25 protein-coding genes are annotated in these 26,167 nt (G+C 73.2%); 10 read left to right on the forward strand and 15 right to left on the reverse strand.

Annotated elements, in window-relative coordinates; genetic code table 11:
* Positions 1 to 51: 51 nt before the first annotated feature.
* The 7 genes from O7598_RS10450 to O7598_RS10480 form a co-directional block, all read right to left on the reverse strand.
* Positions 52 to 1,086 (reverse strand): LacI family DNA-binding transcriptional regulator, encoded by a 1,035-nt coding sequence (locus tag O7598_RS10450; RefSeq protein WP_269691116.1) that lies wholly within the window; start codon positions 1,084 to 1,086, stop codon positions 52 to 54.
* A 70-nt stretch (positions 1,087 to 1,156) separates the two neighbouring features.
* A complete protein-coding gene (locus tag O7598_RS10455) occupies positions 1,157 to 2,284 on the reverse strand; it encodes a glycoside hydrolase family 172 protein (RefSeq protein ID WP_269691117.1) in 1,128 nt (375 codons plus the stop codon).
* 30 nt (positions 2,285 to 2,314) lie between these two features.
* Positions 2,315 to 3,151 (reverse strand): carbohydrate ABC transporter permease, encoded by an 837-nt coding sequence (locus O7598_RS10460; protein WP_269691118.1) that lies wholly within the window; start codon positions 3,149 to 3,151, stop codon positions 2,315 to 2,317.
* On the reverse strand, positions 3,151 to 4,110 hold the full coding sequence (locus tag O7598_RS10465; protein WP_269691119.1) for a carbohydrate ABC transporter permease: 960 nt from the start codon (positions 4,108 to 4,110) through the stop codon (positions 3,151 to 3,153). Before O7598_RS10465 ends, O7598_RS10460 begins: the two co-directional genes overlap by 1 nt.
* On the reverse strand, positions 4,107 to 5,435 hold the full coding sequence (locus O7598_RS10470) for an ABC transporter substrate-binding protein (RefSeq protein ID WP_269691120.1): 1,329 nt from the start codon (positions 5,433 to 5,435) through the stop codon (positions 4,107 to 4,109). The genes O7598_RS10465 and O7598_RS10470 overlap by 4 nt, the downstream gene beginning before the upstream one ends.
* Positions 5,436 to 5,603: 168 nt before the next feature.
* The gene (locus tag O7598_RS10475) at positions 5,604 to 6,143 is read right to left on the reverse strand and encodes an adenylate kinase (protein ID WP_269691121.1); all 540 of its coding nucleotides are present in this window, start codon (positions 6,141 to 6,143) and stop codon (positions 5,604 to 5,606) included.
* The gene (locus tag O7598_RS10480) at positions 6,143 to 6,484 is read right to left on the reverse strand and encodes a GlsB/YeaQ/YmgE family stress response membrane protein (RefSeq protein ID WP_269691122.1); all 342 of its coding nucleotides are present in this window, start codon (positions 6,482 to 6,484) and stop codon (positions 6,143 to 6,145) included. Before O7598_RS10480 ends, O7598_RS10475 begins: the two co-directional genes overlap by 1 nt.
* Before the next feature lie 234 nt (positions 6,485 to 6,718).
* On the opposite strand from O7598_RS10480, the gene O7598_RS10485 reads away from it, so the two are divergent.
* Complete coding sequence (locus O7598_RS10485) at positions 6,719 to 7,576, forward strand: endonuclease/exonuclease/phosphatase family protein (protein ID WP_269691123.1); 858 nt, start codon at positions 6,719 to 6,721, stop codon at positions 7,574 to 7,576.
* On the opposite strand, the gene O7598_RS10490 is transcribed toward O7598_RS10485, so the two are convergent.
* A complete protein-coding gene (locus O7598_RS10490; protein ID WP_269691124.1) occupies positions 7,549 to 8,361 on the reverse strand; it encodes a class II fructose-bisphosphate aldolase in 813 nt (270 codons plus the stop codon). The two genes, O7598_RS10485 and O7598_RS10490, sit on opposite strands and share 28 nt — an antisense overlap.
* 143 nt (positions 8,362 to 8,504) lie before the next feature.
* Between O7598_RS10490 and O7598_RS10495 the strand changes: the two genes are divergently transcribed.
* The 3 genes from O7598_RS10495 to O7598_RS10505 are packed head-to-tail and all read left to right on the forward strand — an operon-like array spanning position 8,505 to position 12,290.
* The gene (locus O7598_RS10495; RefSeq protein ID WP_269691125.1) at positions 8,505 to 9,152 is read left to right on the forward strand and encodes a ribulose-phosphate 3-epimerase; all 648 of its coding nucleotides are present in this window, start codon (positions 8,505 to 8,507) and stop codon (positions 9,150 to 9,152) included.
* Between the two features lie 7 nt (positions 9,153 to 9,159).
* Positions 9,160 to 10,584: a trehalose-6-phosphate synthase gene (locus O7598_RS10500; RefSeq protein ID WP_269691126.1), complete on the forward strand. Its 1,425-nt coding sequence runs from the start codon at positions 9,160 to 9,162 to the stop codon at positions 10,582 to 10,584.
* A 35-nt stretch (positions 10,585 to 10,619) separates the two neighbouring features.
* Positions 10,620 to 12,290 (forward strand): sugar ABC transporter substrate-binding protein, encoded by a 1,671-nt coding sequence (locus O7598_RS10505; RefSeq protein WP_269691127.1) that lies wholly within the window; start codon positions 10,620 to 10,622, stop codon positions 12,288 to 12,290.
* Positions 12,291 to 12,299: 9 nt separating this feature from the next.
* Here O7598_RS10505 and O7598_RS10510 read toward each other — a convergent pair whose 3' ends face one another.
* Both O7598_RS10510 and O7598_RS10515 read right to left on the reverse strand, forming a co-directional pair.
* Complete coding sequence (locus O7598_RS10510; RefSeq protein WP_269691128.1) at positions 12,300 to 12,659, reverse strand: MmcQ/YjbR family DNA-binding protein; 360 nt, start codon at positions 12,657 to 12,659, stop codon at positions 12,300 to 12,302.
* Between the two features lie 30 nt (positions 12,660 to 12,689).
* Entirely contained in the window at positions 12,690 to 13,673 is a 984-nt protein-coding gene (locus O7598_RS10515) for an ABC transporter permease (RefSeq protein ID WP_269691129.1), read from the reverse strand.
* 151 nt (positions 13,674 to 13,824) lie between these two features.
* On the opposite strand from O7598_RS10515, the gene O7598_RS10520 reads away from it, so the two are divergent.
* Genes O7598_RS10520 through O7598_RS10530 form a run of 3 tightly spaced genes read left to right on the forward strand, consistent with a single transcriptional unit; the run spans position 13,825 to position 16,649 of the window.
* On the forward strand, positions 13,825 to 15,093 hold the full coding sequence (locus O7598_RS10520) for a cytochrome P450 (protein WP_269691130.1): 1,269 nt from the start codon (positions 13,825 to 13,827) through the stop codon (positions 15,091 to 15,093).
* A gap of 39 nt (positions 15,094 to 15,132) precedes the next feature.
* On the forward strand, positions 15,133 to 15,393 hold the full coding sequence (locus O7598_RS10525) for an acyl carrier protein (RefSeq protein ID WP_269691131.1): 261 nt from the start codon (positions 15,133 to 15,135) through the stop codon (positions 15,391 to 15,393).
* A 14-nt stretch (positions 15,394 to 15,407) separates the two neighbouring features.
* A complete protein-coding gene (locus O7598_RS10530) occupies positions 15,408 to 16,649 on the forward strand; it encodes a beta-ketoacyl-[acyl-carrier-protein] synthase family protein (RefSeq protein WP_269691132.1) in 1,242 nt (413 codons plus the stop codon).
* Here O7598_RS10530 and O7598_RS10535 read toward each other — a convergent pair.
* The gene (locus O7598_RS10535; protein ID WP_269691133.1) at positions 16,612 to 17,982 is read right to left on the reverse strand and encodes a glycosyltransferase family 2 protein; all 1,371 of its coding nucleotides are present in this window, start codon (positions 17,980 to 17,982) and stop codon (positions 16,612 to 16,614) included. The genes O7598_RS10530 and O7598_RS10535 overlap by 38 nt on opposite strands.
* 2 nt (positions 17,983 to 17,984) lie before the next feature.
* The gene (locus tag O7598_RS10540) at positions 17,985 to 18,941 is read right to left on the reverse strand and encodes a 4'-phosphopantetheinyl transferase family protein (protein WP_269691134.1); all 957 of its coding nucleotides are present in this window, start codon (positions 18,939 to 18,941) and stop codon (positions 17,985 to 17,987) included.
* 65 nt (positions 18,942 to 19,006) lie between these two features.
* On the opposite strand from O7598_RS10540, the gene O7598_RS10545 reads away from it, so the two are divergent.
* Positions 19,007 to 20,416, forward strand: a complete 1,410-nt coding sequence (locus O7598_RS10545) for a condensation domain-containing protein (RefSeq protein WP_269691135.1) — start codon at positions 19,007 to 19,009, stop codon at positions 20,414 to 20,416.
* A gap of 15 nt (positions 20,417 to 20,431) precedes the next feature.
* On the opposite strand, the gene O7598_RS10550 is transcribed toward O7598_RS10545, so the two are convergent.
* Together O7598_RS10550 and O7598_RS10555 are read right to left on the reverse strand one after the other, a co-directional pair.
* Positions 20,432 to 21,634 carry a cytochrome P450 gene (locus O7598_RS10550; RefSeq protein WP_269691136.1) on the reverse strand — a complete coding sequence of 401 codons (1,203 nt, stop codon included), beginning with the start codon at positions 21,632 to 21,634 and terminating at the stop codon, positions 20,432 to 20,434.
* A complete protein-coding gene (locus O7598_RS10555; RefSeq protein ID WP_269691137.1) occupies positions 21,631 to 22,836 on the reverse strand; it encodes a nucleotide disphospho-sugar-binding domain-containing protein in 1,206 nt (401 codons plus the stop codon). Before O7598_RS10555 ends, O7598_RS10550 begins: the two co-directional genes overlap by 4 nt.
* 88 nt (positions 22,837 to 22,924) lie before the next feature.
* Between O7598_RS10555 and O7598_RS10560 the strand changes: the two genes are divergently transcribed.
* Complete coding sequence (locus O7598_RS10560) at positions 22,925 to 24,115, forward strand: cytochrome P450 (protein ID WP_269691138.1); 1,191 nt, start codon at positions 22,925 to 22,927, stop codon at positions 24,113 to 24,115.
* 7 nt (positions 24,116 to 24,122) lie between these two features.
* On the opposite strand, the gene O7598_RS10565 is transcribed toward O7598_RS10560, so the two are convergent.
* A complete protein-coding gene (locus O7598_RS10565; protein ID WP_269691139.1) occupies positions 24,123 to 24,986 on the reverse strand; it encodes a TauD/TfdA dioxygenase family protein in 864 nt (287 codons plus the stop codon).
* Between the two features lie 160 nt (positions 24,987 to 25,146).
* On the opposite strand from O7598_RS10565, the gene O7598_RS10570 reads away from it, so the two are divergent.
* On the forward strand, positions 25,147 to 26,163 hold the full coding sequence (locus O7598_RS10570) for a methyltransferase (protein ID WP_269691140.1): 1,017 nt from the start codon (positions 25,147 to 25,149) through the stop codon (positions 26,161 to 26,163).
* Positions 26,164 to 26,167 lie beyond the last annotated feature (4 nt).

The following is a 26,167-nucleotide window of genomic DNA, read 5'->3' on the forward strand; positions in this document are numbered from 1 at the left end:
CGGCGGGTGGTGGGTGCCGTCGTCCGAGGGGGGTGGAGGCGGGACGCGGGTTCAGTGCGGCGCGGCGGCGACCGACTGACGGCGGATCAGCGGGCAGGGCATGACGACCTGGCTGGCGGCCCGTCGGCGGGCGCCCTTGGGCTGGTCGAGCAGCTCCACCATGGTGGTGACCGCCCAGGCGCCCATCTCGTAGTGCGGCAGCGCGACCGTGCTGAGACCGGGATGCAGCCCCTCGGCGATCAGCTCCTGGTTGTCGAAGCCGACCACCGACAGGTCGGCGGGGACGCGCAGCCCCAGCTCGCCCGCCGCCCGGTAGGCGCCCATGGCCATCCGGTCGTTGAAGCAGAACAGGGCGGTGGGCCGGTCGGGGCGGTCGAGGAGCGCACGGGCGGCCCGGTGCCCGCCGTGGGTGTCGGAGACCTCGGCGAGCACCAGCTCCGGTCGGAACGGCACCCCCGCCTCCCGCAGCGCGTCCCGGTAGCCGTCGAGACGGCCGTGGGTGGCGGGGATGTCGTCGACGTTGGTGACGAAGCCGATCCGCCGGTGGCCGTGGGCGAGCAGCTCCCGGACGGCCGCCTGCCCACCGCCGCGCTCGTCCGGCACCACCGACGGGTACGCCCCGTCGGCGTCCGCGGCGTCGAGCAGCACCACCGGCATCGGGCGCAGCTCGTCGGGCACCCGCACGACCCGGTGGTACATGGTCGCGTAGAGCACGCCGTCGACCCGGTGCCGGGCCAACGCCTGGATCTCCCGCCGTTCCACCTCCGGGTCGCGCCCGGTGGTGAGCAGCATGAGCAGCCAGCCGCGCGCCGAGGCGGTCTCCTGGGCGCCGAGGATCATCCGTCCCGCGTACGGCGTGGTGGCGATCTCGTCGCCGAGCAGCCCGAGCGTCTGCGAGCGCTGCAGCCGCAGCCCTCGGGCCAGCCCGTTCGCCGCGTAGCCGAGCCGGCGGGCGGCCGTCTCGACGCGTTCGCGGGTCTCCGGGCTGACCCGGGTGCCGGACTTGTTGTTCAGCACGTGGGACACGGTGGTCACCGAGACGCCCGCCTCCGCGGCGACGTCCCGGATGCTCGCCTTCTGTCCCATCAGCTCACCATCGCAGTGCTCGTGGGGCCGCCCGTCCGGTGTGGACGGCGGGTAAACGGTATCGGAGCGGTCACTCGTCCCACAGGCCGTGCTCGGGCCAGCGGCGGGGCAGCCGCTCGTCCACCGGCGGCAGCTCCGGCAGCGGCTTGTGCGGGTGGTGCTGATACCAGTAGGCCACCGAGGAGAAGTCGTTGCCCTGGTCGTTGGCGTGCCCGTGCTCGATGGTCACCTTGATCGACTTCGAGAAGCGCACCGGGTCCTCGATGTGGAACCGGTACATGCTCCACAGCCCGAAGTGCTCCTGGGGGCTGCTGGCCAGGCTGATGCCGTGGTACGGGCCGGCGTACGCGCCGCTGGGGAAGCCCCACGCCGCGTTGAAGTAGTCCTCCGTGCCGGTGCCGTGCATCGACGGCGGCCACTGCTCACCGTCGATGAAGATCATGTCGTCGCCCTCGCCCGGCCAGGTGTACGGCTGGTTGGAGGCGTTGTGGTTGTCGATGCTGAGCACGCATCCGACGTAGTGCCCGGCGCCGCCCTCGGCGTCCAGGATGACGTAGTTGTCCTCGCCGGTGAGGTTGACCCCGGGCAGGTCCCAGGGGGCCGGCACCTCGCCGGGGGCGAGCCCGTTCGGCACCGGCACGCAGGGCTTCTCCTGCCGGTAGTGGGCGTGGAAGTAGGCCACGTCGTCCGGCTTGGCCTCGTCGGTCAGGTCGTAGTCGACGTAGTAGAACAGGTTCTCGATCGGCTTGTCCGACTCGTTGCGGATGACGATCTTGGCGCTCTTGCCGAACGGCATCGGGAAGTAGGAGTTCATCGCGGCGGCGAACGGGCCCTTGGGGCCCCGGCGCGGGCCGAACACCATGCTCAGCGGCAGCGACACGTAGTGGGTGCAGGTGGCGTGACCGACGCCGAAGAAGTCGCCGAGCGGGCTGCGGACACTCGGGTTCTCCTCGCCGTCCCAGTACATCTCGATGACCAGCTTGCGCAGGTACTTCTCCGAGTAGCAGCGGGTGGTCAGCCAGATGTGGCCGATGACGCCGGTGCCGGTGATGTCGGCCAGCACGTGCGTCTCGCCGGGCGCGACGACCGCGAAGTCGCGGTTGCCGCCGGTGCGGTCCCAGCTCGACTCGCGTCGGGAGCGGCCGGCCTTGACCCGGGTGAGTCCCGCGAGCGGGCTGGTGGGTCGCCAGAACGACATGGTGCTTCCTTTCAGGGGGGGTGTGGTGGGTCAGCCCTTGACGGCGCCGAGGCTGAGCCCGGCGACGATCCGCCGTTGCAGCAGCAGCGTCAGCACGACCGCGGGTACGGAGTAGAGCGTGGCCAGTGCCGTCATCGGGCCCCAGTCGAGGCCGAACTGGCTCTGGAAGTTGGCGATGGCGATCGGGGTGGTCTGCGCGCGTACCGAGGTGAGCAGCAGCGCGAAGAGGAACTCGTTCCAGGAGGCGAGGAACGCGAAGATCGCGGTGACCGCCACACCGCCGGAGACGACCGGCAGGATCACCCGCAGCAGCGCGGTGAACCGGCCGCAACCGTCGACGAGCGCGGCCTCCTCGATCTCCCGGGGCACCCCCTCGAAGAAGCTGGCGAGCAGCCAGATCGACAGCGGCAGCGCCACCGTGGTCTGGGCCAGTGCCAGCCCGGTGGGCGTGTCGGTGAGCCCCAGCGCGCCGAGGATGGTGACCAGCGGGATGCCGATCGCCACCGCGGGCGCCATCCGGACCAGCAGGGAGCCGGCCATCAGCACCCGACCGGCCCGGCTGCGGTAGCGGGTGATGCCCCACGCCGCCGGGATCGCCAACGCCATCGACAGCACGGTGGCGATGACCGCAGTGCTGACGCTGTTGACGAACGAGGCGGTCACCCCGGGCCGGTTCAGCGCGGTGAGGTAGTTGTCCAGGCTGAACCGTTGCGGCAGCACCGTCGGCGGCACCGCGACCGCGTCGGTGGCCGGCTTGAACGAGGTCAGCACCAGGTAGACGAAGGGAAAGGCGTAGACCGCGACGACCGCGACGGCGACGGCCCAGAGCAGTCCGGTACGGAGGCGGGCGAGCCGCAGGTGGGTCATCAGGATTCCCGTCCCGGCCGCCAGATGGTCAGCACCCCGACCATCGCGACCAGCATCATGACGATCATGAACAGGGTGCTGGTGGCGGCGGCCGTGCCCGGGTCGTTGTAGCTGACCATCGTCTTGTAGATGGTCAGGCTCAACGTCTCGGAGGCGGACTGCGGGCCACCGTCGGTCTGGATCAGGATCACGTCGAAGGCCCGGGCGGCGTCGACGCCCCGGATGATCAGCGCCACCGCGATCACCGGTCGCAGCAGCGGCAGCGTCACGCTGACCAGCATCCGCAGGCCACGGGCGCCGTCGAGCCGGGCCGCCTCGTACAGGTCCGGGGGGATGGCCTGCAGGCCGGCGTAGAGCACCAGCGTCATGAACGAGGTGGTGAGCCAGACGTCGGGCAGCGCAACCGAGAAGAGCACCAGGTCCGGGTCGCTGAGCCAGGAGACGTCACCCGGGTTGTCCAGGACGCCGACCCGGGTGAGCAGCTCGTTGACGATGCCGACGTTGTCGATCATCAGGAACCGCCAGAGGAGGCCGGCGACCACCGGCGCGATCATGAGCGGGTAGAGGAACACGGTCTGGAGGATCCGCGAGCGCGGCCCGAGCCGGTGGAACAGCAACGCCACCGCGAGCCCGAGCACCAGCTCGGCGGTGACCACGATGACCGTGTACGCCAGGGTCCGGCCGGCCGCCGCCCGGATGCCCGGGTCGGTCAGCGCGGTCAGGTAGTTGTCCAGCCCGGCGAAACGGCGTCCGTCGCCGAGCCCGGACCCGGTGTAGAGGCTGTCGACGGCCAGCTTCACCAGCGGCCAGCCGACCAGCGCGAGCAGCACCACCGCGGCCGGCGCGGCCAGCAGGGTCGCGTACCGGGCGTCGGAGAGCCCTCGGCGGGCACGCCGCCGGGTCTGCATCGGCGCGTCCGGCACGGTCCGCGGCGGTGCCGCCTGCGCTGTCCGGCTCACTTGACGATGCCCTCGATCTGGGTACGCGCGGCCTTGAGCAGCGCCGCGTAGTCCGCGCCCGGCGTCAGCGCCTTCTGGATGGTGGGGACCAGGACGCTGTCCACGATCCGCTGCCAGTGCGGGCTGGCCGGCCGGGGTCGGGTGGCGCCGGCGTTCAACGTGGCCAGCAGCGGGCCGAACGACTCGTAGCCGGGCTTGGCGGCGTACTGCTGGTAGGCGGACTTGCGGGCGGCCAGGCCCAGCGTGGTCTCCACGCTCAGCGCGTTGTCGTCGTACGCGGCCTTGATGAACTGCTTGGCGAGGTCGGCCTTGGCGCCGCCCTTCGGCGCGGACAGGTACCACGGGCCGGGGATGCCGGCGACGCCGGCGGTGCCGCCGACCATCGGCGCGGCGCCGACCTTGCCGGCGACCTTCGCGTCGGCCGGGATCTGCCGGTAGGCGTGGGCCCAGAACCGGGTCATCGCGGTCTGACCCTGGTTGAACAGGTTCTGCGCGGCGTTCCAGTCGGTCTGTGCCGCCCCGGCGGGGGCGACCTTGTGCTTGTTGGCGAGGTCGGCGTAGAACGTCAGCGCGGCGAGGTGCTGCGCGTTGTCGACGATGACGCCGCCGTCGTCGTCGAGCACCACGCCCGGCGAGCCCGCCTGCAGGACGTGGGCGAGCCACTCGGTCTCCACCGCGCCCTTGACGTCGGTGCCGTACAGCTTCTGCTCCGGTCGGGTGAAGAAGACGGCGATGTCGGTGAACTGCTGCCAGGTGGTGGGCGGGGCGAGCGGGTAGCCGTGCTTGCGCTGGAAGGCGGCCTTCTCCTTCGGGTCGTCGAAGAGGTCCTTGCGGTAGAACAGGATCTCGCTGTTGGTCCACACCGGCATGCCGATGAAGTGCCCGTCCGCCTGGGCCTCCTGGACCAGCGCGGGGAACAGGTCGCCCTTGACCGCGTCGGTGAAGAGGTCGTCGAGCGGGGCGAGCTTGCCGGCGAGCAGCGGGATCCAGACCGCGTCGACGGCGCAGACGTCGAACGACGGCCGGCCGCCGGCCAGCTCGCTGATGAGCCGGTTGAACAAGCCTTCGTAGGGCAGTTCGACCAGGGTGACGGTGACGCCGGTGGCCTGCTTGAACTTGTCCACGACGGGTTGCAGCTCGGTCTTGCCGCCGCCCTCGCAGGCGAGCGTGAGCGTCTTGTCGTCGTCCGCACCGCCGCCGCCGGCGCCTCCGGCTCCGCAGGCGGCCGTGCCGAGCAGGGCGGCCGCGCCGGCGCCGGCGGTCAGGCCGAGGAATCCGCGACGGCGCCAGCCGCCGGCTGTGGTGTGGAGGTCGGGAAGGGCCATGTCCGCTCCGTTCGAGGGGTTCGCCGGGCGCGTGGGGGCGCGCGCCAGGGCGCGTGGTGGTGGGCGTGCGGCGTATGCCAAAACCTTTTGGCAAAAGCTTTTGGCAGAGCGTAGGAGCGCACGTGGTGACGGTCAAGTGGCAGATGCGTCACCGGAGTGCGGCGGCGGTCAGCGGGGCAGCGATGCCGGCAGGTCGGACAGCCAGTGCTCCAACTCCGCAGGCGTGCGGAACAGCAGCACCGGCGGCCCGGCCGGATCGGCCTGCCAGGCGCGCATCCGCCGGCGGGCCCGGCCGAACGCGGAGACGTGCCACACCAGGATCGAGTCACGGGACAGCACGCTGCGCAGCGACTCCCGGTTGCCGTTGCAGATGACCTCGCCGCTGGCCAGCCGGCCGGCGGTGCGCCGCAGCAATCGCCGGAAGGAGAGCCCGCGCGGATAGTCCAGGCCGACGACCAGTTCGGCGCGGGCCAGCACGACGTCCCGCCAGCCGTGGTAGGCGCCGTCGAGGATCCAGCGGTCCCGCCGGCAGACCGCCTCGATCCGGCTGCGCTGCTCGGCCACCGGCACCTCCACCCAGCCGGGTCGCCACAGCAGGTCGTCGACCGGGACCCACGGCAGGCCGAGTCGTTCGGCCAGCCGCGCCGCCAGTGTCGACTTGCCGGCGCCGTACACCCCGTAGACGAGGATGCGGGCCGGTGCGGCCATCAGCTCCGGGCCTTGCCCCGGGTGCTCCGCCGGCGGGCCTCGTCGTCGCCCCCGGCCAGCCGGGTGAAGGTGAGCATGTTCGCCAGCGCGACGCCGACCACCGCGAAGCCGACCTGGAGCGCGAGCACGATCCAGTCCCACCGCAGCACCCACAGCCGCACCGGCGCGTCGTCGGCGATGCCGACCCGGCGGGCGACCACGGTGCCGAGCACCGCCGCGCCGACGCCGATGAGGAACGTCGCGAAGACGCCGATCCGCTGCCGGCCGGGCAGCACCAGCCGGCCGAGCAGACCGATGAGGGCGCCGATGAGCACCGCGCCCAGATAACCACTCACGAGCATTGCCGTCACTCCCTCCCCGGGTGCCGGCAATCATGCCCGCTGCGCGCACCTCCGGAAACCCGCGATCGGCGCCGGCGCACGGTGGGCCGGCGACCGCGTGAGCGCGCCGCCCCCACCGCGTCCGGCCGGCGCTAGGATCACGGGCACCCCGCCGACGCCCACCCCGCCGGAGCCCCGCTGTCCGCGCAGTCGACCACCCGTCCCGCCCGGCGTGCCCGCCGGGCGCTGGCCGTCGTGTTCCTGCTCGTCGTGGCCGGGCTGCCCGCCGGCTCGTCGGCGGCCGGCGGCACCGGGCCGGGAACGCTCCGGATCCTCCAGATGAACCTCTGCAACAGCGGACGCGCCGGCTGCTGGACCGGCCGCGCCGTGCCGCGGGCCGCCGAGGTGATCGCCGCCGAGATGCCCGACGTGGTCACGCTCAACGAGGTCTGCCGCGACGACGTGGACACGCTGGAGCGGGCGCTCGCCGCCGGCACTTCCGGCACCCGGGTGGTCTCCGCCTTCCAGGCCGCCGGTGACCGCCCCAGCGGCGCCGCGACCCGGTGCAACAACGGCCAGCCGTACGGGATCGGGCTGCTGGCCCGTCTCGACGCCCGCGGCGACCGGCCCGAGGTGCACCGCGGGACCTATCCGGCGCAGGACCTCGCCGACCCCGAGCAGCGGGTCTGGCTCTGCCTGCACGCCGCCGCCGTGCTGCACGCCTGCACGACCCACCTGGCGAACACCGACGGCGCCGTCGCCCTGGCCCAGTGCGGGCACCTGGTCGGCGCGGTGGTGCCCGCGATCCGCCGGGCCGGCGGGTACGCGCCGACCGTGCTCGGCGGCGACCTCAACCTGCGGGCCGGCGGCGCGCCCGACGTGCGTTCGTGCGTGCCGCCGGACTACCGGCGCGTCGACGACGGCGCGCGGCAGCAGATCATGGCGACGAGCGACGTCACGATCTGCTGCCACCGGGCGGTGGACATGCGCGGCTCGACCGACCATCCCGCGCTGCTGGCCACCTTGACGGTGCGCGGCGACGGCGGACCCGGAGGGCCGGCGGTCAGGTCCTCCTCCTCGGGCGCTCAGGAGAGCGCGGTCAGGATGCCGTGAGCTTCGGCGCGGACCGCGTCGCCCGCGGAGCGGTGCACCCGCCGCTGATCGGGTTCCCACGGATCGCACTCGTCCCAGGCGCCTCGCTCCGCCGCCGACCAGGCGACGCGCAGCTGCGGTCCGATGTTGAGCTTGCGGACGCCGGCCGCCGCGAGCGTCTTCAGTTGCCGCGGCGCGAGGAAGTCGCAGCCGTGCGCGGCGAGAGGCACCGGTGCGGACTCGACCAGCTCCTCCACCCACGCGCGGGGAACCGGTGGTTTGCCGCGCGCGAAGCCGTGCAGCGTACCGAGATGGGGGGCGGCGACCTGACAGCCCGTCTCGCCGACGAACTGCCGGAGGTCGCGGGGCGAGGTGAGTGCCGTGGGTGTGCCCGGGTCCGCTCCCGCCGCCGGGATCGGGGTGGGCGCGGCCTCGAGCAGACATCGCCCACCTCGCACCAGCGCCGCGACGCGCGCCACGTGGGCGATGTTCTGATCGACCGGCAGGTGTGAATAGTCGGCCATCACGAGGTCGAAGTTCAGTTCGACGGCCCGGAGCAGCGTGGCCTCGTCGGCGCAGTGGTCCAGTTGAATGAAAAGCGGCTGCGTCGAACGGCGGCGATGGAAGGCGAAAATCTCGGCGAGGAACTCGATGTCCGTAAATGACAAGGCGTTCATGGAGATCATGAGAATGCCGGGACGACATGCCGCGTTCAGTGCCTCTACCACGGCTGCCAGGTCGAACTGGTCGTTGAAGTTGAAGGCCGGGACCACCGGACCGTCGTCGAGCAGCGCCGCAAGATCCATTTCTGCCCTTCGTTCGCATGGGCGAGAAAGTGCACAATATACTGACGGACGTCGAATCCTCAAGCTGGCCGGAAAAAAGTGTTGGCCCTATCCTGGAGTGACGCGCGGGCGCGGAATTGTCACCCTGGCAAAGGGGCGGTGAGATGCGGATATCGCTTTCTCTGTGGTCGATGGACCAGGCGGTCGTCGCCGACCAGGTGCACACCTACCAGCCCTTCGTGGACTCGTTTCACGTCGACGTGATGGACGGTCGGTTCGCCGACGGTCTCCTCTTCGGGCCCCTCGCGGTGGAGAGCCTGCGCCGGCTCACCGACCGTCCCATCGTGGCGCACCTCATGGTGTCGGAGCCCGACCGGTGGCTGACCCGGTTCGTCGACGCCGGTGCCGACACCCTCGTCGTGCATCCGACCGCCTGCGACGACCTTCCCGCCACCGTGGAGGCGGTGCGCCGGTTGGGCGCACGGGCGGGTGTGGCGATCGGTCTGGACGAACCATCGCGCGACGTGCTCGACGTCGTCGAGGCGTTGTCGGTCGTACTGGTGATGGGGACCCCGGTGGGCGTCAAGGGGCACCCGTTCGAACCCGCAGCCCTCGAGACGGTCGCCGCGGCCCGACGTGCGCGGGGCCGGACGTCGGCGACGGAGGTCCACGTGGACGGCGGCATCCGCCCGACGTCCGTCGCGGAGATCGCCGCCGCCGGCGCCGACGGCGTCGTGGCGGGCTCCATCATCACCGCCGCCACCGACCCGGCCGCCACCGCCGAGGTCCTCCACCGGCTCGGCGGCGAGTGAGTCGGCAATGCGCCTGATCACCTGCTCGAATAGCGCCCCGGCGTACCCCGCACCGACCGACACCGTCCTCCGGACCGGTGCGGCGGGCGGCCTCGTGCCGCACCTGCTCGCGCTGCTGCGCGACGGCGGGGACTGGCTCTTCCCCGTGCGCGGCAGGGACGAGCCGCGGTGGCCGGACCGGATCGGGCCGGTCCGGTTGCGGCCTGTTCCGGTCGACGAGACGGACCGCCGGGCGCACTACGAGACCATCTCCGTCGAACTGCTGTTGTGGCTCTTCCACTACCTGCACGACACGGTCGCCGAGCCGGCGTTCGACGCTCGACTCGGACGCGCCTGGGCGGCCTACCGGCGGGTGAACGCGGCCGTCGCCGATCGCGTGCCGGCCGCGGCGGACCCCGACGCGCTCGTCCTGGTCAACGACTACCACCTGATGCTGGTGCCGGGGATGCTCTCCGGCCGGCCGCGTGTCGTCTACGCCCATCAGGTGCCGTGGTGCGAACCCGACTACTTCGGGCTGCTGCCGGCCGCCGTCCGACGGGAGATCCTGGGCAGTCTGTTGGCGTGCCACAGCGTGGTGTTCCACTCGACGCGGTGGGCGGATGCCTTCGTGCGCTGCTGCGAACGGTATCTCCCCGGGGTGACGCGGACCGGGGAGACGATCGAGCATCCGGGCGGGCGGACCCGGGTGGTGGCCGTGCCCCTCCCGGTCGACGCCGCCGCCGTGCGCGCGCTCACCACCGCGGACCGCACGGGCGCCTGGCGGACGGAACTCGACCGGATGGCCGACGGTCGCCGGGCGCTGGTTCGGGTCGACCGCCTCGACCTGTGGAAGAACCACCTTCGGGGGTTCGCCGCCTACGACGAGTTGCTCCGCCGCCGTCCCGGGCTGGCCGACGACGTGTGGTTGCTCGCCGTCGTCGCGCGACCGAGGCATCGGACGCCCCGCCATCTCGCCTACGAGTCGGCCTGCCGGGCCGCGGTCGCCCGGCTCAACGAGACCTGGCGCCGGCCGAAGGGCCCCGATCCGGTCACCCTGCTGGACGCCACCGACCCCGCCGACACGCGCCACCGCGCCATCGCGGCGCTCTCGACCGCCGACGTGGTGCTGATCAACCCGACGTACGACGGTTTCAACCTGGTGGCCAAGGAGGCGGCGCTGGCCAGCGAGACCTCCCGGATCCTGCTGTCCCGCACCGCCGGGGCCCATGACTACCTGGCGCCCCTGGTCACGTCCCTCGATCCCTGCGACGTGGACGCGACGGCCACCGCGATGCAGGCGGCGCTGGACCGCCCCGTGGCCCTGCCCGATCCGCCCTCGGCACGGCGACTGCGGACGGCGATCGGGGCGGACACGTCCGCCGACTGGCTCGCTGCGGTCCTGGGCACGCCGCGGACGGGGACGGCGGGCAGGGACGTCCATCCGACGAACTGATCGACACGTCGCCGCCGCTTGTTAGCGTCGATGTCATGAGTAGCGTTCCCCTCGCGCTGCGTAGCGGGGAGCTGGCCGCCTGGGTGTCCGCGGTGGCCACCGTCTTCGCCCTGGTCCTCGCGCTGATCGCCGCGATCGCCGCACGCCGCGCCTACCTGATCGAGATCGGCCGCGACCGGGTCAACGAGAAGGAACGCCAGCAGCGGCACGAGTTCACCCGGCGCGCGCAGGCGGCGCTCGTCTCGGCCTGGTGGGGGAGCACCCCCGGGCGCCGTGGCAACGACTGGGGCGCGTTCGTCCGCAACGCCTCGGAAACCCCGGTCTACCAGGCAAACCTCGCGGTGGTCAACGTCCACGATCCGGATGTCAACGAGCGGTTCGATCTCCCGGTCATCCCGCCCGCCCCGGGGCCGTCGTTCCATCCGATCCGCGTGGACGGCGCGCGGCACATGACGCCGAACGCGGTGGCCGACTACCGCGTGGAGATGACGTTCAGCGACTCGACCGGCAACCGCTGGATGCGCGATCAGCACGGCAGGTTGTTCGAGGTGCGTCCCGACCTGGTGATCTGGGCCGACACCCAACGCACCGACACGCTCGACCGCTACACCGACGAGTTCCTCGCCTCGCACCAGGTCCGGGTCCGGTTCGAGACCCGTCCGATCGAGACGTTACGACGGGCCTTCCTGACCGCCGCCGCCTCGGGGCAGACGCCGGACATCCTGGTCGGCCCGCACGACTGGATCGGTGGACTGGTGCGACGGGAGGTCATCGAGCCGGTGGTGCTCACCCCGCATCGCCGCGCCGCGTTCGTCGACTGGGCCATCGACGCGATGACCCATCACGGCCAGCTCTACGGAGTGCCCTACGCCGGTGACTCGATCGGACTGCTCCGCAACCTCGATCTGGCTCCGCTCCCGCCCGCGACGGTCGAGGAGATGATCGCGCACGGCCGGGAGCTGTGTGCCGCGGGGCGGGCCGAGATGCCGCTGGCGTTGCAGGTCGGTACGGGTGACGCCTTCTACGTCTATCCGTTCTTCACCAGCGCCGGTGGGCGGCTCTTCCGCCGGCGGGCCGACGGCGGATGGGATCTGGACGACCTGGTCGGTGCGGGAGCCACGGCAGCCTTCCGTCGCCTGCGTGCGCTCGGCGAGCAGGGCGAGGGCATCCTCCAGCGTGCGATCGACCGCGATCGTGCGATGGAGCTGTTCCTGACCGGACGCACCCCTTACCTCGTGGGCGCGCCGTGGGCGATCGGCGAGGCCCGGCGGGTGGGCATCCGCCTCGCGGTGTCCCCCGTGCCGGGGTTCGCCGACGGCGGCCCCGCGCGTTCCCTCGTCGCGGTCCACGGCTTCTACCTCTCGTCCACCAGCGCCAACAAGAGCATCGCGCAGGACCTGATCGGCGAGTACCTGACCCGGACGGACCTCGCCCTGGCGCTCTACGCGGCCCAACCACGCACGCCGGCGCTGCGCAACACGTTCGACCGGGTGCGGCGGACGGACCCCTCGACCGCCGTGTTCCACGAACAATGCATGAACGGTGACCTGATCCCGTCCGGCCCGGACGTCGGCCCGCTCTTCAAGGCATTCCACGAGGCGGAGTGCGACGTCGTCGCGGGCGGCGACGTCGAGGGTGCGCTGCGCCGGCTGCGGCAGGCCGTCGCCGACATCAACGACGGCCGGCTCGGGGCGCGGCACCCGTAGGACGCCGGGCTACGGCAGCCGGGCCACCAGCGTGGGCGGCGCGATCGCGCGGTACGCGTCCTGGAGCACCTCGGACAGCTCGGCCTCGTCGAGGCCGGCGTCGAGACGCACACCGACCCAGCCGCGCCCACCCACGTAGGGCGGACGGAAGTAGGCGCGCGGGTTCGCCGCGGCCAGTTCGACCGCCGATCCGGCCGGCGCGGCGCACCACAGGTGCGGGAACTCGTTCTGGTGGTGGCCGTCGGGCCAGACGGTGGCGAACGACTTCTTGCCTCGGACGAACCAGGTGGGGGTGCCGTGGCTGAGCCGCTCGTCGACCTCGGGCAGCGCCAGGCACACCCGCCGGATGGTCTCCACCATGTCGGTCATCGATCCACCGTACGGCACGGACGGGCCGCGTCAGCGCAGCTTGGGGTCGAGGGCCTCGCGGACCGCCTCGCCGAGCATGACGAAGCTCAGCACGGCGGTGACGAGGAACGCGGAGGGGAAGAACAGCAGATACGGCGAGACCCGGATGTAGTTCTGGGCTTCGCTGATCATGATGCCCCAGGAGACCACCGGGCTCTTCAGGCCGATGCCCAGGAACGACAGCGTGGCCTCGGCGCCGATGAACGAGCCGACCATGATGGTGCCGTAGACCAGCAGCGGTGCCAGGCAGTTGGGCAGCAGGTGCTTGAGGATGATCCGGCCGGTGCCGGCGCCCAGGGCGCGGGCGGCGACGATGTAGTCGGCCTCCTTGGTGGCGAGCACCGAGGAGCGCATCAGCCGCATCACCACCGGCCACATGAGCACCACCATGGAGAGGATGACCAGCCCCATGATCGTCCACTCGCCGTTGTCGGTGCCGGAGCCGTTGAACGTGGTCAGGATGACGATCGCGCCGAGCACGAACGGCAGGCCGAAGAAGATGTCCGCGATGCGGGAGAGCAGGGCGTCGACCCAGCCGCCGCGGTAGCCGGCGATGATGCCCATCGCGCCACCGACGAGCAGGGTGAGCAGGGTGGACACGACGGCCACCACGATCGAGGCGCGAGCGCCGTAGATCGTGCGGGAGTAGACGTCACGGCCCTGCACGTCGTAGCCGAACCAGGCCGACGAGGACGGCTCGACCCGGCTGCGCTCCAGCGCGCCGTTGACCGCGTCGCCGGAGGTGAACAGCGACGGGAACGCGGCCATCACCAGGAACAGCACGATGAACGACGCGGAGATCCAGAACAGCGGCTTGCGCCGCAGGTCGATCCAGGCGTCACCGAGCAGGCCACGGGGCTTCTGCTGCTTGGCGTTCTGCGGCAGGCCGGCGTCGGTGGGCGCGCCGGACCCGGCCTCGGTGGGCATGGTCGCGGGCGGGGTGGAGACGATCGACGCGATGGACGGGTCGCTCATGCCGGCACCTCGCAGGGTCGACGACGTGAACTCACCGTATCGGCCGGTCGCGCGTCGGGTGACCCCGTGGGAACGAACCACGCAAAGTGGCCGTGGACACATCGGTGACCGTGAGTCTATGGTCACCGCACCTCGGCACGAGGAGCGGCCCATGGGTGACTCCATCTCGCTGGACGACCTGCTCGGCGCGCGGGTGCGGCGCGACCCGTACCCGTTCTACGCGCGCCTGCACGCGATGGGGGAGGCGGTCACGCTGCGGCCGAACGAGCCGCACGCCCTGGTCGTGCACGGCTGGGCGGCGGTCAACCGGGTGCTGCGCGACCCGGTCTTCCGGGTCCTCGGCGCCGAGTACCTGGACCGGCTCGGGGTGCGCTGGCGTGCGCACCCGGCGATCCGGATCCTGCAGACGTCCATGCTCAACGCCGCGTCCGGCGACCACCTGCGGGTCCGGCAGGTGTTCAGCCAGGCGCTGACCCCGCGCCGCGTCACCGCGCTGGAGCCGGCGATCCGGCGGATCGCCGACGGCCTGCTGGACCGGCTCGCCGCAGCGGGCGAGGGCGGCCGTCCGGTCGACTTCATGGGCGCGTTCGCCCTCACCCTGCCCAGTGACGTGGTCGGCGAGCTGCTGGGCGTGCCGGAGCGGGACCGGCAGTGGTTCCCGGCCCGGGTCCGGGCCTTCGACGCGGTGCTGGAGATCGGTCGCCGCTCGATGCGGGAGGTGCGGGCCGCGAACGTCGCGGCGACGGAGCTGACCGCGTACTTCACCGGGTTGCTGGCCGAGCGCCGGGCGCGCCCGCGCGAGGACCTCGTCTCGGCGCTGGTGGGGATCCGCGACCGCAACCCCGGCCAGCTTTCCGCCGACGAGCTGCTGGCCAACCTGATCATCATGTACAACGCCGGGTTCCGGACCACCGCGAACCTGCTCGGCAACGGCCTGGTCCTGCTGCTGGCGCGGCCCGACGCGCTGGCCGGGCTGCGCGCGGACCCGTCGCTCGCCGCGTCCTACGTCGAGGAGATCCTCCGGTACGAGCCGCCGGTGCACTTCGCGGTCCGCTACGCCGCCGAGGACACCGAGGTGGCCGGCCTGCCGGTGCCGGCCGGCCGGACCGTGGTGGTGCTGACCGGTGCCGCGAACCGCGACCCGCGCCGCTTCCCCGACCCGGACTCGTTCGACCCGTCCCGGCCGGACAACCGGCACCTGGCGTTCAGTGCGGGGCCGCACCACTGCTTCGGGGCTGCGTTGGCCCGGGCGGAGGGGCGGCTGGTGCTGCCCCGCGTGCTGGAGCGTTTCCCGGCGGTGGCGCTCGCCGCCGAGCCCGGCGAGCGGCGCCAGCTCATGCTGCGCGGCTACGACCACCTGCCGGTCCGGCTGGGCGTGGCGCACCGGCCGATCGGCGCCTTGCCAAACCATTTCGATTGAGTAGGGTCGATATCACGCTGGGGAAAGGACACACCGGTCATGACCGATGAGATCCGCGCGTTCCTGCTCGCCGCCCTGACCGAGATGAAGTACGACGTCGAGGACGTCGACGACGACACCGTCTTCGGCCCGGCCGGTCTCGACGTGGACTCCCTCGGCCTGGCCGAACTGGCGATCCGGGTGGAGGACCGCTTCGCTGTGGCGTTCGACGACGACGAGGCGGAGATGCTCGCCATGATGACCCTCGGCGAGTTCTCCCACACGGTGGCCCAGCGCATCCAACCGGCGTCGGCGCGCTGACCGGCGCGCCGGCCGTGCCCGGGAGCGTGACGGTCACCGGCATCGGGCTGGTCAGCCCGGTCGGCGCGACCGCCGCCGAGGTGTTCGACGCGGTGTGCGACGGCCGGTCCGGGCTCGCCCGGCCGCCGCAGGGCCACCCGGTCCACGGGGTGGTCGACGTCGCGGCGTTCGCCCCGGCGATCGACCCGGCGAGCGTGCTGCCCGGCCCGGAGTCCCGCGTGGTGGACCGCTCGATCGTGATGGCGCTGCGCGCGGCCGGGGACGCGCTGGCCGACGCCGGCCTGCGCGTCGGCCAGGACGTCGACCCCTACCGGGTGGCCGTCGTCGTCTCCGGCGTCGGCGGCCTGTCCACGCTCGCCGACCAGGTCCTGCGGCGGGCCGAGCGGGGCCGGTTCGGGGTCAGCCCGTACATGCTGCCCGGGACGCTGCCGAACATGGGCGCGGCGCGCATCGCCATCGCGTTCGGCATCCGCGGCTACACCTCGTCGATCGGCACGGCGTGCGCGGCCGGCGCCCAGTCCGTCGGCGAAGGGCTGCGCATCCTGCGCGCCGGCGAGGCGGACGTGGTCGTCGCCGGGTGCGCCGAGGCGCCGCTGTTCCCGGCGTTCGCCGACGCGTTCGGCAACGCCCGGGCGCTCGCCCGCGGCTGGGCCGACCCGACGGCCGCGAGCCGGCCGTTCGACCGCCGGCGCAACGGTCTCGTCCTCGGCGAGGGTGCCGGGGTCCTGGTGCTGGAACGCACCGCGCACGCCGCCGCGCGCGGTGCCCGTCGCCACGCCGACGTACTCGGCTGGGGCGCGACGAACGACGCGTACCATCCGACCACGCCCCGGCCCGACGGCGCCGGCGCGGCACACTGCATGCGGATGGCCGTCCGCGACGCCGGCCTGGCGCTCGACGACATCGGGTACGTCAACGCGCACGGCACCAGCACCCGCGCCGGGGACGCGGCCGAGCTGGCCGCGCTGCGCGACGTCTACGGCGCGCACCCGCCGCCGCTGAGTTCCACCAAGGGCGTGACCGGGCACATGCTCGGCGTATCCGGCGTGATCGAGGCGGCCGTCGGCATCGAGGCGCTGCGGCGCGGCCTGCTGCCGCCCACCCACAACCTCGACGACCCGGACCCGGCAGGCGACGTCGACCACATCCGCAAGCAGGCGCGTGCGGTGGCGGTGGACGCGGTGCTGTCCAACTCGTTCGGCTTCGGCGGCCACAACGTCAGTCTCGTGCTGGGGCACCCGGCGTCGGCCGGCTGACCCGGGCGGCTCCACGGACCGTGACGACGGTCGCCGTGTCGTGCCTCGCGACCGCGACGGCGAAGTGCGGGTCCAGCATGTCGACCAGGTAGTCCAGATCCGCGACGAGCGGCACCGGCAGCAGCGTCCGCTGGTCGAGGTCGGTGCGGCTGGCGACCAGCTCGATCCGGTCGGCCTTGAGCAGCCCTCGGGTCAGGAACGCCGGCAGGTCGTCGGGGAGCAGACACCGCCACAGGTCGACGTTGACGATCAGGTCCAGCGCGCCGGTCCGGAACTGCTGCAGGACGGTGCCGAGCAGGTGCGAGTTCGTGTCGCCCGGCGGCACCGCGTGGTCGAAGGTGTGCGACCCGGCGCCCAGCTCCAGCGCGGACACCCCGTTGCCGACGACCAGGGCCCGGCTGGTGGCCAGCTCGTCGCGGAGCGCCGCGGGCACCGCCGCCGGGCGCCCCAGCCCACCCCGCCGGTACGCGTCGATCGCGTCGCCGTAGAGGCGGATGCGGCCCAGGTGCCGGCCGAACGTGTTGATCGCGTACAACACCTCGACGTCGTAGCGCAGGTGCTTGCGCAGCAGGTACTTCATGTTGTCCATTGAGGCGAGCCCGTTGGTGGTCCGCCGGAAGTGGGGGAGGTGGTAGGAGAACGCGTCGACGTCGAGCCGGAACAGCTCGGGCGGCGCCCCGTGCAGGTGGAAGACCCGATAGAAGAAGTCGAGGTCCTCGAAGCCCCACTTGACCATGGCCTCGTCGAAGCCGCCGACCCGCCGGAACGACTCGTGGTCGACCGAGGCGTTGTGGGTCAGCCCCAGCACCCAGGGCGCGTGCGGGAAGTCCCGCATCCGCTGCGGGTGGGCGGTGTCCTCCAGGCGCGGGTCGCCGCGCTCGGCGTCGAGCATCGCCGGCCCGACCGGCTCGCCGCGGCGTAGCGCGTCCGCGCCGGCCCAGTCCAGGTCGTAGCGCTGCCCGAGCAGCACGCCGGGCCGCCCGCCGCGGCCGGCGTGGAAGTCGCGGTGCCGCTCCAGCAGCCGGGGATGGGCCACGGTGTCGGCGTCCAGGAACATCAGCGTGTCGGCGCGGGCCCGGGCCGCCGCCGCGTTGCGGTTGGCGCTGCGCCCCCGGTTGCGTTCGCTGCGGACGCAGCTGACGGCCAACCGGTCGGCGTACTTCTCCGCGACCGGGCCCAGCGCGACGGTGGAGCCGTCGTCGCCGACGATCACCTCGAATTCGTCGCGCGGCAGGGTCTGCCGGGTGAGCGAGTGCAGGGTCGCGTCCAGCGCGGCGCCGTTGTCGTGCGCCGGCACCACCACGCTCAGGCCCGGCCGGCCCTCGGTCGGCATGCTCAGCGGGGGGTGGAGTTGGCGACGATGTGGTCCGCCAGGTCGCCGAGGGTGGTCATCCGGTCCTCGTCCAGATCCTCCACGTCGATCTGGATCTCCAGCTCGTCCTCCAGCTCCAGCAGCAGCTCCAGAGCGAGCGAGGAGCTGAGGCCCAACTCGTCCATCAACTGGGTGCCCTCGGTGACCGGAGCGTCCGGCCGCAGCATGCGCTCCAGCAACGCGGTCAGGCTCTTGACGACTTGATCGCGCCCGCGCTCCAGCATGGAGCCATCAGAGCAAAGGACATCGGCGAGTGTCAACGGGTAGAACTCGACCGCGTACTCCGCGTCACCGGCCCGGGCCACCGCCACCCGGTAGCCGGCCGGGGTCGGCACGTCGGCGAGGCGGTGCCTGCCGGGCGGCTCGACGCACTCCACGACGTCGCGCGCGTGCACCGGCACGGCCAGGTTGGGCCAGAGCCGGCCGCCGGCGGCCTTGACCGCCGCCTCCTTGCGGACCCACAGCCGGGTGCACCGGTCCGCCCGCGCCCCGGCATCGGCCCCGTCGGCGACGTGCCGCGCCTCCTCGGGGTGGAAGAAGCGCTCGGCCAGGGACACCGGATCCCGACCCGGCGGGAGGTGCTGGACGTCCACCCCGACCGGGCCGCCCTCGTCGAGCGCCACCGCGACCAGGTCCCCGGAGTAGGAGAGGCTGGTGTGCAGCCCGGCGTGCGGTCCGGTGAGCGCCGGCCTGCCGTGGCGGCCCGGGCGCCAGACGAGCGCCTGCGGCAGCACGCCCGCCGCCCGGCCGGCGAGCACACGCAGCACGCCGTGCGCGACAGTGAACCGGTCCCGCAGCGCGGCGGTGCCGAGCGCCGCCGCGCGGGCGCGCTCGCCGGCGTCGAGCACCGCGTGGCAGCGGGCCAGCTCCGCCGGCGTCGCACCGACCGGAACCACCCAGACCCGCACGGTGTCCCGCATGCACGGCAGCGTAACGGGCCGGGAAGACGTTGACACGCGCCGATGCGCGTTGCTCTGATAGGCCGGTGTTGGCGCAGACGGCCCAGGCGCGGGTCCCGGTTCCGTTCGCCGGACCGGGCGCCGGCGTCGCACCCCTGACCTGGGGGCAGAAGGCAATCCTGCAGGACATGCGGGAGACCGGGTGGACGCACAACGTCAGCGGCGCGCACCCGATGCCGGCCGGTGTCACCGTCGAACAGGTGGCCGCGGAACTGGCCGACCTGATGGGCCGGCACCCGGCGCTGCGGATGCGGCTCGGCCACGACGAGCGGGGCGAGGCCTGCCAGGTCGTCTCGGCGGCCGGCGAGACGGTCCTGGACGTGATGGACGTCCCCGACGAGGCCGACCCGGCCGACGTGGCCGCGTTCGCCTACCAGTTGGGCCACGCCCGCCTGCTGACTCCCTACGACCTCCACCGGGACTGGGCGGTGCGGATGGCGGTGGTCCGGCACCGGGGCGCGCTGGTGCACCGGGTGCTGACGTTCGACCACCTCGTGGTGGACGGCACCGCCACGTCGCTGCTCCTGGCCGACCTCGGGCTGGCCGCGCCGGCGGTCCGCCGGACCGGTGACCCGCGTACGGTGCAACTCCTCGACCTCGGGCGGCGGGAGGCGACGCCGCCGCTGCGCCGGGTCAGCGACCGGGCCGTCCGCCACTGGCAGTCGCACCTGCGGTCCGTCCCGCCGCTGACGTTCGGCGAGCCCACCGCCGGGGGCGGCCGGCAGGGCCACCGGTACTGGCACGGCCGGTTCAGCTCACCCGCGGCGTACCTCGCGGTGCGGGCCGTCGCCCGACGGACCCGCACCGACACCTCGCGGGTGCTGCTCGCGGTCATCGCGGTCGCGATCGGCCGGGCCACCGGGGTCAGCCCGCTCACCGCGAAGCTCATCGTCGGCAACCGGTTCCGGCCCGGCTTCGCCGAGGCGATCGCCCCGCTCAGCCAGAACGGCGTGCTGACCGTCGACACCGCCGACACCACAGTGGACGAGGTGGTGTCCCGTGCCCGTCGGGCGTCGGTGGCCGCCGGCATGTACGCCTACTACGACCCGGCACGGCTCGAGGAGTGCGCGGCCCGCTGGGACGCCGAACGCGGCTATCCGGCCCGGGTCAGCTGCCGGATCAACGACCGGCGGGTGACCACCCGGGCGGCGGCCGAGGAGGGCGTCCGGGACGAGGAGGTGACGCCGGCGGCGATCCGGCGGAAGGCGGCCGAGACGTTCCTGGTCTGGGACGGCCCGCTGGACCACCTCCCCGAACAGGCGTTCCTCACCGTCGAGGACCACCCGGGCACGGTGTTCCTCCAGGTCATCTTCGACTTCGCGAGCTTCACCGAGGCGCAGGCCGAGCGCCTGCTGCGCGGCGTGGAGGAGGTCGCCGTTGAGGCCGCCCTCGACGCCGACGCGCCGACCCGGGTCACGCCCGGGTCGGCCGGCTGACCGGCGGGGCGTCGCTCACCGGTCGTCCCAGGTCACCGGCAGCGACTCCAGGCTGCGGACGACCAGGCCCGGCCGGAACCGCAGCTCCGACTCGTCGACCGCGAGCCGCAGGCCGGGCAGCCGGCGCAGCAGGGCGCCCAGCGCCTCCTGCAACTCCATCCGGGCCAGCGCCGCGCCGAGGCAGTGGTGCGGGCCGGCGCCGAACGCCAGGTGCGGGTTGTGCGTCCGGTCCAGGTCGAGCGAGTCCGCGTCGGGGAACACCGTGGCGTCCCGGTTGGCCGAGGCGATCGCCGGCAGCACCGCCGAGCCGACCGGCAGGCGTACACCGCCCAGCTCCACCTCCTCGGTGGTGACCCGGGGCAGCAGCACCCCGTTGTCGCCGAGCTGGATGAAGCGGGACAGCTCCTCGACCGCCCGGGCGACCGCGGCCCGGTCGTCCCCGCGCAGCCCGGCCAGTTGCTCCGGGTGGCGGGCCAGCACCAGCAGGAACAGGTTGAGCTGGTTGGTGGTGGTCTCGTGCCCACCCACGAAGATGCCGGCGGTGACCGAGACCAGTTCCCGTTCGGTGAGGTCGTCGTGCTCGTCCCAGGCGGCGATGAGCGCGCTCATCAGGTCGTCGCCGGGGTGCCGCCGACGCTCGTCGATCATGGAGCGGAACGCGTCGAGGGCGGCCTGCGGCGCCGCCGGGTCGGCGTCCCAGTCACCGACCAGCGCGTCGGACCACTGCCGGACCCGTTCCCGGTCGTGCTCCGCGATGCCGAACAGCCGGCTGATCACGACCAGCGGCAGCGGCGCGGAGAGGTGGGTGACCAGGTCGGCCGGGCGGCCGGCGGCCTCCATCCGGTCGATCATCCCGGCCACCAGCGCCGCGACGGTGGGCCGCAGCTCCTCCACCCGGCGGACCGTGAACGCGTGCGACACCGCCCGGCGCATCAGCGTGTGCCGGGGCGGGTCCATGCCGATCAGCGAGTCCTCCGCGAGCGAGCCGAGTTCCCGCGTCGGTCGGTCCGGTCCGGCCGCAGCCGCCCGGCTGAACCGGTGGTCGGTGAAGACCCGCCGCACGTCGGCGTGCCGGGTGGCGAGGTAGGCCGACCCGCCGTCGGGCAGCTCGACGCGGGCCACCGGGCAGGTTTCGCGCAGCCGGGTGTAGTCCGGCGACGGGTGGTAGATCGTGGGAGCCGGCGCGAGCGGGTACGCGACGGGTCTCGGCTGCGTCATCTGCGACTCCTCGGTGGACGGTCAGGTCGGGTGCGTCCGGCGAGGGCGGCCAGCGCCGGCACCACCTCGGCGGGGCTGGGCAGCGCGCGGATCCGGTCGCGCATCAGCGTGGCGGCGGCCCGCGCCGGCCCGTCGCCGATCAGCTCGCCCACGGTGTCGCGCAGCACGGCGCCGCCGGCGCGCTCCGGCGGCAGCCAGGTGCCGGCGCCGGTGGCCGCCAGCCGCTCGCCGTTGAAGTGCTGGTCGCTCACCCGCGGCAGGATCAGCTGCGGCACGCCGTGGGCGAGCGCGGTCATGGTGGTGCCGGCGCCGCCCTGCTGGACGATCGCGGCGCAGGTCGGCAGCACCAGCCGCAGCGCGAGCGGCGCGTCGGCCAGCCGGACGTTGGCCGGCACCGCGCCCAGCCCTCGCCGTTGGTCGGGTTCGACCACCACGACGACCTCCACGTCCAGCTCGGCCACCGACCGCACGACCCGGGCCAGGTCGAGGCGGTCGGCCAGCCCGGCGCCGGCCATCATGGTGCCGGCCGTGACGCAGACCCGGGGCCGGTCCGCCGGGCGGTGCAGCCACGGCGGCAGCACGGCCGTGCCGTTGTACGGCACGAAACGCACCGGCTGCCCGGGGCGGGTCGTCGGCACCTGCATCGGCGGCGGGGCCGGATCGAGCGTCAGGTCGCCGTGCAACGCCACGTCGGCGGCGGAGAGCCCGAACCGGGCGGCGAGCGGCCCGAGCACCGTCTCCGGGTCCAGGCGGAGCGTCACCGAGGAGTCCGGGCCCCACAGGTGCCGCACGCCGGGTACGCCCAGCGCGGCGGCGGCCACCGGCGCGGCCAGGTTGAACGGCTCCCAGACCATCAGGTCGGGCGACCAGGCCCGGCCGAACGCGACCAGCTCGTCGAGGAGCGCGTCGGCGAACCGGACGACGCCGCCGTCGGCGGTGATCGCCGGTTCGAGGGCACCCGCCGGCGCGCTGCCGGGCCGGTCCAGCGCGGCCACCGCGCCGATCCGCCCGGCGAACGCCTCGGCGAAGTCGACGTCCTCGCCGAGCGGCACGGCGGCGAGCCCGGCCGAGCTGATCGGGGCGACCATTGAGGGATGGCTGGCCACCCGCACCTCGTGACCGGCCGCCTGGAGCGCCCAGCCGAGCGGAACCAGGCCGTAGAAATGCGACCGCCAGCCCCACGTCGACATCAAAATGCGCAAGGCCGCAGTCAAATCCCACCAATCCGCGCGCGAAACGGCAGTCCTGGACCAGCAGATGCTAGCAATGGATATTGACGGTGGGCTACCCGTGGTGGAGTCTTACCGGGTGCCGGTCAATTCCGGGCTGCGGCCATATCCGTTCGAGCCGTTCACCGGCGACCTGCCCACCGAACTGCTCGACATGGTCGTCACCGAACCGGTCAGTCGGGTGCGACTGCCCGACGGGCGGGCGGCCTGGCTCGTGCTCAGCTACGAGCACTGCTGCACGGTCCTGGCCGACAGCCGGTTCTCCCGGCTCCCGCTCGGCGCGACCACGACGCCCGGCGCCGGGGGGCCGCGCGAGTTGAACATGGACGGTCCGGCGCACGCGGCGGTGCGCCGGGTGGCCGGCCGGGCGTTCACCGCGCGCCGCATCGAGACGTTCCGCCCCCGGGTGCGGCGGCTGGTGGACGAGCTGGTCGACGCGATGCTCGCCGGTCCCCGCCCGGCCGACCTGGTGGCCGGGCTGGTGGCCCCGCTGCCGGTGTTCGTGGTCTGCGACGTGCTGGGTGTACCGGTCGCCGATCGCCCCCGCTTCTACGACTGGATCTCCGGCCTCAACTCGGTCACCGCGTACGGCTCGGCCGGCGCCGCCGACGCCCAGGCGGCGCTGCGGGCCTACCTGACCGGGCAACTGGCGCGCAAGCGCGCGGAGCCCGGCGACGACCTGCTCTCGGCGTGGGTCCTCGGCCAGGACGCGCACGCGCTGGTCGACGCCGAGCTGGTCGAGCTGGCCATGGGGGTGCTGCTCGGCGGGCTGGAGATCAACGCCACGAGCGCGGGGCTGCGCGCGTTGTTCCAGCACCCGGAGCAGCTGGCGAAGCTGCGCGCGGCACCCGGGAAACTCGCCGCGGCCACCGACGAGATCCTGCGTTACACGTCGGTGAGCAGCATGTTCCGGGTCCAGGTGGTGCGGGAGGACCTGACCCTCGGTGGCGTCGCGATGCGGGCCGGCGACTGCGTGATGGCCATCCCGTGGGCCGGCAACCGCGACCCCCGGCAGTTCCCCGAGCCCAACCGGTTCGACATCGACCGGACGCCGACCGTGCCGCACCTGACCTTCGGCTTCGGGCCGCACTTCTGCCTCGGCACGGCGCTGGGCCGGATGCAGGTGGAACTGTCCCTCGGCGCGCTGTTGAGCCGGATGCCGGAGCTGGCGCCGGCCGTGCCGATCGAGGAGATCCCGTGGCGGCACGACCGGGTGAACGGCGGCATCGCGTCGTTCCCGGTCACCTGGTGACCGGCGGTCAGTAGCTCTCCACCGCGTTGACCCGGTCCGGCCAGTAGCGCTCGCCCGGCGCCGGCGCGTAGTGCTCCCAGCGGGGCGGGTTCCCGGTCGGGTGGTCGCCGAGCACCGTGATGCGCTGCCCGCGCCGGACACCGTCGTAGTCGTTGATCGCGTAGTGCTGGGTGACCCGGTTGTCCCACACCGCGACGTCGCCCACCCGCCAGCGGTAGCGGCAGGTGAACTGCGGGCTCTCGGAGAACCGGAACAGGTGCTCCAGCAGGGCGTCGCTCTCGGTGCGGGTCAGCTGCGGGATGTGCGAGGTGAAGAGCCGGTTGACATAGAGCGAGCGGCGCCCGGTCTCCGGGTGCACGCGCACCACGGGGTGCTCCGCGCGGCTGGTGAACTCGGTGCCGATCCGGATGACGTGGATGGCGGTCAGCCCGTCGAGCAGGTCGCGCAGCGGCGCGGAGAGCGCCTCGTAGACCCGGCACTGGTTGGTCCACATGGTGTCGCCACCGACCTCCGGCAGCTCGGTCAGGTGCAGGATGGACGCGATCGGCGGGCTCTGGTGGAACGTCATGTCGGTGTGCCAGACGTCGACCTTCCCGCCGTCGGTCGAGTCGATGACGACGATCTCCGGGTGCCCCTCCAGGCGGGGCAGGTAGGGGTGCAGCTCGACCTCGCCGAACCGGCGGCCGAACGCCACGTGGGCCTCGGGCGTCAGCCCGGTCTGTCCGGCGACGAACACCACCTGGTGCGCGAGCAGCAGGTCGTGGATCAGCGTGAAGCCGTCGTCGGTGAGCGTGTTGAGGTCGATGCCGCGGACCCGCGCCCCCAGGGCGCCCGCGACGAGTCGGACGTCGGCGGCGGTGGAAGTGGTCATCGATGGTCCTCCCGGTCTGCACGCGGCGCCCCGTCGGCGCATTCTTCCACGTTCGTGAATGTCCTCACCAGCGTCGCCGTTGACGCGCCCGCCGGCGGCTTGGGATCATTCGCTGCGCCGGCGGGCGGTCGTCCCGGCCGGCGTACGGGGGAGGAACTCGGTGGCGATCGACGGGGACGACGCGGCCGCGCGCCTGGACCGCCTCACCGACCTGGCGACCCCGTTCGCGGTGCGCACCGCGGTGACGCTGCGGGTGCCGGACCGGATCGCGGCCGGCGTCACCGGCCTGGACGCGCTGGCGGCGGCGTGCGGCGTCGACCCCGCCGCGTTGGGCCGCCTGCTGCGGTACCTCAGCCACCGGGGCGTCTTCGTCGAGACGCCGCCGGGCGTGTTCACCCTGACCGACGTCGGCGAGCTGCTCCGCGACCGCGACGGCGGCGGGCGCGGCGCCGACCTCGACCTCGGCGGCCTCGGCGCGCGGATGGACCTGGCCTGGGTCGGGCTGCCGCACGCGATCCGCACCGGCGAGCCCGGCTACGCCTCGGTGCACGGGCGTGATTTCTGGGCCGATCTGGACGCCCACCCGGAGCACCGTGCCTACTTCGACGCGTTGATGCTCAGCCAGCAGCGGTTCACCGCGCCGGAGGTGGCCACGCGCTATCCCTGGCACGAGGTGGCGCACGTGGTCGACGTGGCCGGCGGTGCCGGCGGGCTGCTGCGGGAGTTGCTGGGCGCGCACCCGCACCTGCGTGGCACGCTCGTCGACCGCGACGAACCGGTGGCCACCGCCGCCCGGACGTTCGCCGCGCACGGCCTCACCGCCCGGGTGGAGGCCGTGGTCGGCGACTTCTTCGCCCCCCTGCCGGCCGGCGGTGACGTCTACGTGGTGTCCCGCGCGCTCACCGACTGGAGCGACACCCACGCCACCGCGATCCTGCGGCGCTGCGCCGAGGCGGCCGGTGACAGCGGCCGGGTGCTGGTCGTCGAGGTGCTCCCGACCGTGCCGCACGTGCCGCACCTGTCCGCGTACGACCTGCGGATGCTGGTGCTGGTGGGCGGTCGCGAGCGGAGCGTGGCCGAGCACACCGCGCTGGCCGCCGCCGCCGGTCTGGCACCGCGGCGCACCTTCACCGGCCCGGACGGGCTCACGCTCATGGAGTTCGCGGCCGCTCGCTGACGGT

Source organism: Micromonospora sp. WMMC241 (assembly GCF_027460165.1).
GTDB lineage: Bacteria > Actinomycetota > Actinomycetes > Mycobacteriales > Micromonosporaceae > Micromonospora > Micromonospora humi.

What these genes read in the sequence shown, in the direction of transcription:
- O7598_RS10515 (WP_269691129.1), bottom strand. Translation starts at nt 13,673, where the DNA reads ATGAGCGACCCGTCCATCGCGTCGATCGTCTCCACCCCGCCCGCGACC.
- O7598_RS10470 (WP_269691120.1), bottom strand. Translation starts at nt 5,435, where the DNA reads ATGGCCCTTCCCGACCTCCACACCACAGCCGGCGGCTGGCGCCGTCGC.
- O7598_RS10565 (WP_269691139.1), bottom strand. Translation starts at nt 24,986, where the DNA reads ATGACCACTTCCACCGCCGCCGACGTCCGACTCGTCGCGGGCGCCCTG.
- O7598_RS10455 (WP_269691117.1), bottom strand. Translation starts at nt 2,284, where the DNA reads ATGTCGTTCTGGCGACCCACCAGCCCGCTCGCGGGACTCACCCGGGTC.
- O7598_RS10535 (WP_269691133.1), bottom strand. Translation starts at nt 17,982, where the DNA reads ATGCCGACCGAGGGCCGGCCGGGCCTGAGCGTGGTGGTGCCGGCGCAC.
- O7598_RS10505 (WP_269691127.1), top strand. Translation starts at nt 10,620, where the DNA reads ATGAGTAGCGTTCCCCTCGCGCTGCGTAGCGGGGAGCTGGCCGCCTGG.
- O7598_RS10475 (WP_269691121.1), bottom strand. Translation starts at nt 6,143, where the DNA reads ATGGCCGCACCGGCCCGCATCCTCGTCTACGGGGTGTACGGCGCCGGC.
- O7598_RS10520 (WP_269691130.1), top strand. Translation starts at nt 13,825, where the DNA reads ATGGGTGACTCCATCTCGCTGGACGACCTGCTCGGCGCGCGGGTGCGG.
- O7598_RS10495 (WP_269691125.1), top strand. Translation starts at nt 8,505, where the DNA reads ATGCGGATATCGCTTTCTCTGTGGTCGATGGACCAGGCGGTCGTCGCC.
- O7598_RS10490 (WP_269691124.1), bottom strand. Translation starts at nt 8,361, where the DNA reads ATGGATCTTGCGGCGCTGCTCGACGACGGTCCGGTGGTCCCGGCCTTC.
- O7598_RS10500 (WP_269691126.1), top strand. Translation starts at nt 9,160, where the DNA reads ATGCGCCTGATCACCTGCTCGAATAGCGCCCCGGCGTACCCCGCACCG.
- O7598_RS10525 (WP_269691131.1), top strand. Translation starts at nt 15,133, where the DNA reads ATGACCGATGAGATCCGCGCGTTCCTGCTCGCCGCCCTGACCGAGATG.
- O7598_RS10480 (WP_269691122.1), bottom strand. Translation starts at nt 6,484, where the DNA reads ATGCTCGTGAGTGGTTATCTGGGCGCGGTGCTCATCGGCGCCCTCATC.
- O7598_RS10550 (WP_269691136.1), bottom strand. Translation starts at nt 21,634, where the DNA reads ATGACGCAGCCGAGACCCGTCGCGTACCCGCTCGCGCCGGCTCCCACG.
- O7598_RS10510 (WP_269691128.1), bottom strand. Translation starts at nt 12,659, where the DNA reads ATGACCGACATGGTGGAGACCATCCGGCGGGTGTGCCTGGCGCTGCCC.
- O7598_RS10460 (WP_269691118.1), bottom strand. Translation starts at nt 3,151, where the DNA reads ATGACCCACCTGCGGCTCGCCCGCCTCCGTACCGGACTGCTCTGGGCC.
- O7598_RS10450 (WP_269691116.1), bottom strand. Translation starts at nt 1,086, where the DNA reads ATGGGACAGAAGGCGAGCATCCGGGACGTCGCCGCGGAGGCGGGCGTC.
- O7598_RS10540 (WP_269691134.1), bottom strand. Translation starts at nt 18,941, where the DNA reads ATGCGGGACACCGTGCGGGTCTGGGTGGTTCCGGTCGGTGCGACGCCG.